Source organism: Methylophaga sp. UBA1464, from assembly GCF_002325665.1.
Taxonomy (GTDB): domain Bacteria; phylum Pseudomonadota; class Gammaproteobacteria; order Nitrosococcales; family Methylophagaceae; genus Methylophaga.
In genome coordinates, this window is sequence record NZ_DCSO01000060.1 from 14,615 (window position 1) to 18,770 (window position 4,156).

Sequence of the window (4,156 nt, forward strand, 5' to 3'; positions counted from 1 at the left end):
TTTAGCGGTGACGCAGGCAGGCATAATAGAAACCATCCAGATCGTTATCTCCCGGTAGCAATTGATAGCCAAAACGTACTCTTCGTGCTGGAGCCTTTGCTGGATGCTGCTCCATCGCGTCAGGCTGACGCTGCAAAAATGCTTCTATCTGTAATTCATTTTCCTGCTTAAATGCAGAGCAGGTAGTGTAAACCAGTAAACCATCGGGTTTCAGTAATGGCCACAAATTATCCAGCAAAGCTCGCTGTTGCAGAACCAATTGTTCGATATCGTCTGGTTTTCTCAGCAGTTTGATATCCGGATGCCGACGAATGACTCCACTGCCTGAACATGGTGCGTCAATCAATATACGGTCAAACTGCTCACCATTCCACCAGTTTAGAGTATCGCTGGCATTTGCTGCCAGACAATCAGCTGATAAATGTAATCGGGAAAGGTTTTCGTTCACCTGTTTGAGCCGCTCCTCACTAATATCGAGTGCGGTTACCTGGTTTGCTGGAAATCTTTCCAGAATATGGCAGGTTTTGCCTCCCGGCGCTGCACAGGCATCCAGAATGCGTTGTTCAGACTGTAATTCAAGCAAATCAGCAACTTTTTGTGCGGCACCATCCTGTACTGAAACGGCACCTTCTACAAAACCCGGCAAGGCAAATACATCACATGCCTGTTCCAGCAAGATGCCTTGAGGGCAATTTTCAATAGCTTCACCCTGGATGCCGGCTTTAGCCAATAATTCCAGATATTCCGAAGTGGAATACTCCCGGCGGTTAACCCGCAGCATCATGGGTGGTTGCTGATTATTGGCTGTCAAAATGTTCTGCCATAACTCCGGCCAGTCGTTTTGATACTTTTCAATCAACCATGCGGGATGCGCATATTGACTGACAGGCTGTTCCGCGATGGATTTTTCCATTGCTTGCTGCTGCCGTTGATAATTTCGCAGACATGCATTCATTAAGCCGCTAGCCCATGATTTATTGAGCAATTTGCAGGCGCTAACGGTTTCAGACAGGGCGGCATGATCCGGAATGCGTAATGAGCGAAGTTGATAAATTCCAATCAGTAAAAGCGCTTGAATATCGCCATCTTTGGATTTTAATGGTTTGGAAAGTAATTGTTGGCTGAGTGCTTCAAGCAAGGGATGCCAGCGAATCACACCATAAGCCAGCTGTTGAAATAAGCTGCGCTGTGTTTCGTCCAGACGCTTGATGATATCAACAGAAGCCGTCGTTAATGATTGACCCTGAGTCACCCGCTGAATAACTAAAGCTGCTGCACTACGTGCGCACAATATTTTGCTTTTAGCCAAAATGATCACCCGCTATCAATGGGTGGGCATTCAGAAAATCATTGACAGGCATCGCTTTTTTTCCGGGTGCCTGGATAGATAACAGACGAATGATTCCGGCTCCGGTAGCCACATCTATCCCCTGACGATTAACTTGAAGAATAGTGCCGGGTTCTGCATTGTTGGCACTATCGATTATTTCAGCACTCCAGACGCGGAGTACCTTATCTTGCCAGAGGGTCTGAGCAACCGGCCACGAGTTAAATGCACGGATTTGACGATCGATTTGCTGTGCAGAATGTGACCAGTCAATATTGGCTTCGGCTTTGTGTAATTTTGTAGCGTAACAACTCTCAGCATTATTTTGTGGAACAGCGTGTTTCTGTAACTCATCAAAACGACTTAGCGTATCCAGCAGGGTAGAAGCGCCGAGAAGAGCAAGTTTATCGTGTAAAGTCTCACCGGTATCCGACATTTCAATAGCAATTTCACTACGCTGGATAACCGGTCCGGTATCTAATCCGGCTTCCATTTGCATAATACAAACGCCGGTTTTCGTATCCCCGGATAATATGGCGCGCTGAATGGGCGCAGCGCCACGCCATCGTGGTAATAAAGAAGCATGAACATTGATACAGCCCAATCGGGGCGTATCTAATACCGTTTGAGGCAGTAACAACCCATAAGCCACCACAATCATCAGATCGGCCTGATAGCTGGCGAGTTTTCCCCGATCCGCTTCGGCTTTGAAATTAATGGGCTGTTCGACAGGAATCTGATGCCGTAAAGCGAGTTGCTTAACCGGGCTGGCAGTGAGTTTCCGGCCACGACCGGCAGGCCTGTCCGGTTGGGTGTAGACGGCGCAGATTTCATGATCCGTCGTCAGTAGAGCTGCCAGCATAGTTGCAGCAAAGTCCGGAGTGCCGGCAAAAATGATGCGCATGGATGTCCTTATAGTTTTTGTTTCTGGTGTTTCTCCAGCCGTTTTTTGATGCGTTGACGTTTGAGATTACTCAAGTAATCCACAAACAGTTTTCCTTCCAGATGATCAATTTCATGTTGAATGCAGGTGGCCAGAATACCGTCAGCATCCATTTCAAAGGTTTCGCCTTGAAGATTTAATGCGCGAACCCGAATTTTATCGGCACGGGTAACGGTTTCGTAGGCTTCAGGAACCGAGAGGCAACCCTCTTCAAAATCACGTTCACCCTCAGTGTTCAGTAATTCAGGATTGATTAAAAACAGCGGACTGGATTTATCTTCGGAAACATCAATCACGATTACTCGCTTTTGTTCGTTCACCTGAGTCGCCGCCAGACCTATGCCGGGAGCATCGTACATGGTTTCCAGCATATCTTGAGCCAACTGGCGAATATCATCCGTTACCTGTTTTATCGGCAAGGCTTTCTGACGCAGTCTGGGATCCGGAAAATGCAATATGTTTAGTAAGGCCATGTTAATACCTGCTATGAATCAATTAACCAGCAGTTTATTTATTTTAAACTTGCGTAATATGCGGCAAGGTTTGCGATATCTTCATCAGATAAGTTTGTTGCCTGCATCTGCATGATGGCGGCCATGCCACCTTGACGTTGTTTATCTCTGTAAGCTTTAAGTGCTGACTCTAAATATTCCGCATTCTGCCCGGCGAGATTTGGGTATACCGGCATAATGGCAATGCCGTCAGCACCATGACAAGTAGCGCATACAGCGGATTTTGCTTTTCCGGCAGCTACATCGCCTGCAGCCATCGCAGCGGAATTAATGCCAATCGTAGCCATGCTGGCAATAAAGAAAGCTGATAATTTCATTGTTTACTCCGTCAAGGAAGAGGGCCTTTCCAGGCAAAAAAAGTTTAACCAGTCGAGATATCGACACATTATAGACCAAGTTTGTTGCCGGATGACTTGATAAGTGTATACGCTTATTAGACACTATGAGCCGTTGCTGCTTATCCAGGGATAATGGCTGCCCTGTAGCGTCCATGAGGATTTTATGATGATACGTCACATCTGTTTGGGTTTAATGGCCCTATTGATGAGTTCTGCGTTACTTGCGAATCAGGTAGCCCTTAATCCAAACCATCCTGAACGCTACGTGGTAGTCAAAGGCGATACGCTCTGGGATATATCTGCGAAGTTTCTCCAATACCCCTGGCACTGGCCGGAAATATGGCAAGTTAATCCACAGGTTGAAAATCCCCATCTTATTTTCCCCGGTGATGAATTAGTACTGGTTTACCGGGATGGTCGGCCAGTACTGGAACTGAATCGTGGTCAGCAAACATTCAAACTTTCACCAGAAATGCGTGAAATCAGGATGGATGAAGCAATAAGTACCATTCCTTTATCGATTATTCGTCCGTTTCTCACCAAGCCGCGGGTCGTTGGGGTCGAAGTGCTTGATGCTGCCCCCTATGTTGTCGCGACCGCTGATGAAAGATTGTTATCCGGAGCCGGTGATATTGTTTATGCACGCGGAATTACCGAGCCGGAACAAGATGAATTCAGTGTATTTCGTGGCGGAAAGATTTATTTTGATCCGAATACTGGTGAAGAGCTTGGTGTTGAAGCTATTTATTCAGGCGATGCAGTGGTCAGGGAGCCTGGGGACGTTTCCACCATGGATTTAACCTACACCAATCGGGAAGTCATGGTGGGTGATAGATTGTTAGCGGTTGAAGAGGAAGACTTTGATCTTAACTTCTTCCCAAGAGCACCCTCGCAACCGATGGAAGGGGTGATTATTTCTGTCTTTGATGGTGTTTCTCAGGTGGGTCAGTATCAGATTGTTGTATTAAATATCGGTCGTCGCGACGGCCTGGAAACCGGCCATGTTTTATCCGTATATAAAGCAGGAAAAACGATT

Annotated in this window: 5 protein-coding genes; 1 reads left to right on the forward strand and 4 read right to left on the reverse strand. The window is 46.7% G+C overall.

Translation table 11 applies throughout. The annotated features are described in order from the left end of the window. Window position 1: 1 nt before the first annotated feature. The 4 genes from rsmB to B3O33_RS07490 are packed head-to-tail and all read right to left on the reverse strand — an operon-like array spanning window position 2 to window position 3,099. On the reverse strand, window positions 2-1,309 hold the full coding sequence (rsmB, locus tag B3O33_RS07475) for a 16S rRNA (cytosine(967)-C(5))-methyltransferase RsmB (RefSeq protein ID WP_292361173.1): 1,308 nt from the start codon (window positions 1,307-1,309) through the stop codon (window positions 2-4). After that, complete coding sequence (gene fmt / locus B3O33_RS07480; RefSeq protein ID WP_292361174.1) at window positions 1,302-2,231, reverse strand: methionyl-tRNA formyltransferase; 930 nt, start codon at window positions 2,229-2,231, stop codon at window positions 1,302-1,304. Before fmt ends, rsmB begins: the two co-directional genes overlap by 8 nt. Before the next feature lie 8 nt (window positions 2,232-2,239). Further along, window positions 2,240-2,743, reverse strand: a complete 504-nt coding sequence (gene def, locus B3O33_RS07485; RefSeq protein ID WP_292363318.1) for a peptide deformylase — start codon at window positions 2,741-2,743, stop codon at window positions 2,240-2,242. A gap of 38 nt (window positions 2,744-2,781) precedes the next feature. Further along, window positions 2,782-3,099: a c-type cytochrome gene (locus B3O33_RS07490; RefSeq protein WP_292361176.1), complete on the reverse strand. Its 318-nt coding sequence runs from the start codon at window positions 3,097-3,099 to the stop codon at window positions 2,782-2,784. A gap of 187 nt (window positions 3,100-3,286) precedes the next feature. Here B3O33_RS07490 and B3O33_RS07495 point away from each other — a divergent pair. After that, window positions 3,287-4,156: LysM peptidoglycan-binding domain-containing protein (locus B3O33_RS07495; RefSeq protein WP_414673282.1), on the forward strand; the 870-nt coding region annotated here is incomplete at its 3' end.

Bases quoted from the DNA above. Each gene is read 5' to 3' on its own strand.
- fmt (WP_292361174.1), bottom strand. From the start codon at position 2,231: ATGCGCATCATTTTTGCCGGCACTCCGGACTTTGCTGCAACTATGCTG.
- def (WP_292363318.1), bottom strand. From the start codon at position 2,743: ATGGCCTTACTAAACATATTGCATTTTCCGGATCCCAGACTGCGTCAG.
- B3O33_RS07490 (WP_292361176.1), bottom strand. From the start codon at position 3,099: ATGAAATTATCAGCTTTCTTTATTGCCAGCATGGCTACGATTGGCATT.